Genomic DNA, 1,369 nt, shown 5'->3' with positions numbered 1-1,369 from the left:
GCTGTCCAGGTACCACTGCTATTGGTTGCAGCAACCGCAGCGCCGCCACCGAACTGGCTAAAATCAACCGTGACCGCAGAGATGTTGGCGTTATTGTCACCACCGGCGGTGTTATTCCAGGTGGCAGTAACCGTATCACCGACCTTGAAGGCACCACCGGTGCCACTGCCGCCGCTCACGCTGATATTGTTCGCTGTGATAACCGGTAAGGCATTGACTGTGAGCGTCGATGACGTCGCTAAGGTTAAACCACCTGAGCTTGCGCGCAGTGCAATCGAATCCGTCGCACCACCATTGGTGTATTGCAGTGCAAGCCCTGTAAATGTCGCTGCACCACCCGTCGGCGAGAGCGTGACGGTCGTCCCCGAGATGTCGCTATCGCCCGTACCTGTGAGGCTATTGACGATACCGGCAACCACACCTTCATTCGGATCGGACACCGACAGCACGATATCCGTGCTGTAGCCGGTATCGACTAATCCATTGGCATCTTGTGCTTGGACCACCGGCACGGTGGTAAAGCTCAGCGATTGACCGCTGATCAGCGACGTCGGTGCTGGCTGTGTCACAAACTGCATGCGTGTTGCCACCACATCAGAGATCACCGCATTGGCCTCAACCGGATCAAAGCCAGTGCCATTGGCAGTAAGTGTGAACGACTCTTGATCCGCAGTCGCGGTATAGTTGACCGCTGTGAAGGTGGCCACCCCCTGCGTAGCTGCGGCAAAACCGCCGCTTAAGCTCCCCGCACTGGCCTCCGATAGCGTGACATCACCGGCAAACGTGAGATCCGTGTTACCAAAGGCATCTTGCGCAGTCACCACAGGCTGAGTGCTCAATGCACTGCCAGAGACCGAGCCGGCTGGTTGCGTGGTGAAGACCAAGCGATCTGCCGTCACCGCATAGAATAGACCGAAGTTATTGGTCACCGCCGTCGTGGTACCCATGCCCGTGCCATTGCTGCTGGTCACTACATCGGTATCCCCATCAATACTGAGAATGACCGATGCACTGTCGCTAATGCCGGTATTGTCATTGAAGTACGCATTGACGGTGTAATCTTCATTAGCGCCATCAGCAACGCTGATACTCAAGCCCGAGAAGGTCACCGTATCCGAACCTGCGTTATACACGCCCACGACATTGACGGCATCAGGGCCATTCAAACGCCACGTCATCTGTCCACGCTGCGCATCACTTGAGGTGCCGCTGACGTTCACGACCACTTGCGATACTTGCATAGCAAGGCCATCCGCCGTGCCACCATCGCTTAAGTTAAAGCTGAAAATGTCGACCGCTTCACCAACCGTATCAACAGTTGAAGCCAGCGACGTGTTGTAGCTTGGACCGGCGGTCAGATTGCCATCCG

The 1,369-nt window shown here is 56.2% G+C and carries 1 protein-coding gene; it reads right to left on the bottom strand.

Annotation, left to right across the window (positions count from 1 at the left end):
• Nucleotides 1-1,369: hypothetical protein (locus CWE22_RS12065; protein WP_211618723.1), on the bottom strand; the 1,369-nt coding region annotated here is incomplete at both ends.

The sequence above is a fragment of the Pseudidiomarina aestuarii genome (genome assembly GCF_003987355.1).
In the GTDB taxonomy this organism is placed as follows: Bacteria; Pseudomonadota; Gammaproteobacteria; order Enterobacterales; family Alteromonadaceae; genus Pseudidiomarina; species Pseudidiomarina aestuarii.
Note: the sequence above shows the minus strand (reverse complement) of the source record. Positions and strands in the feature narration are given on the sequence as shown.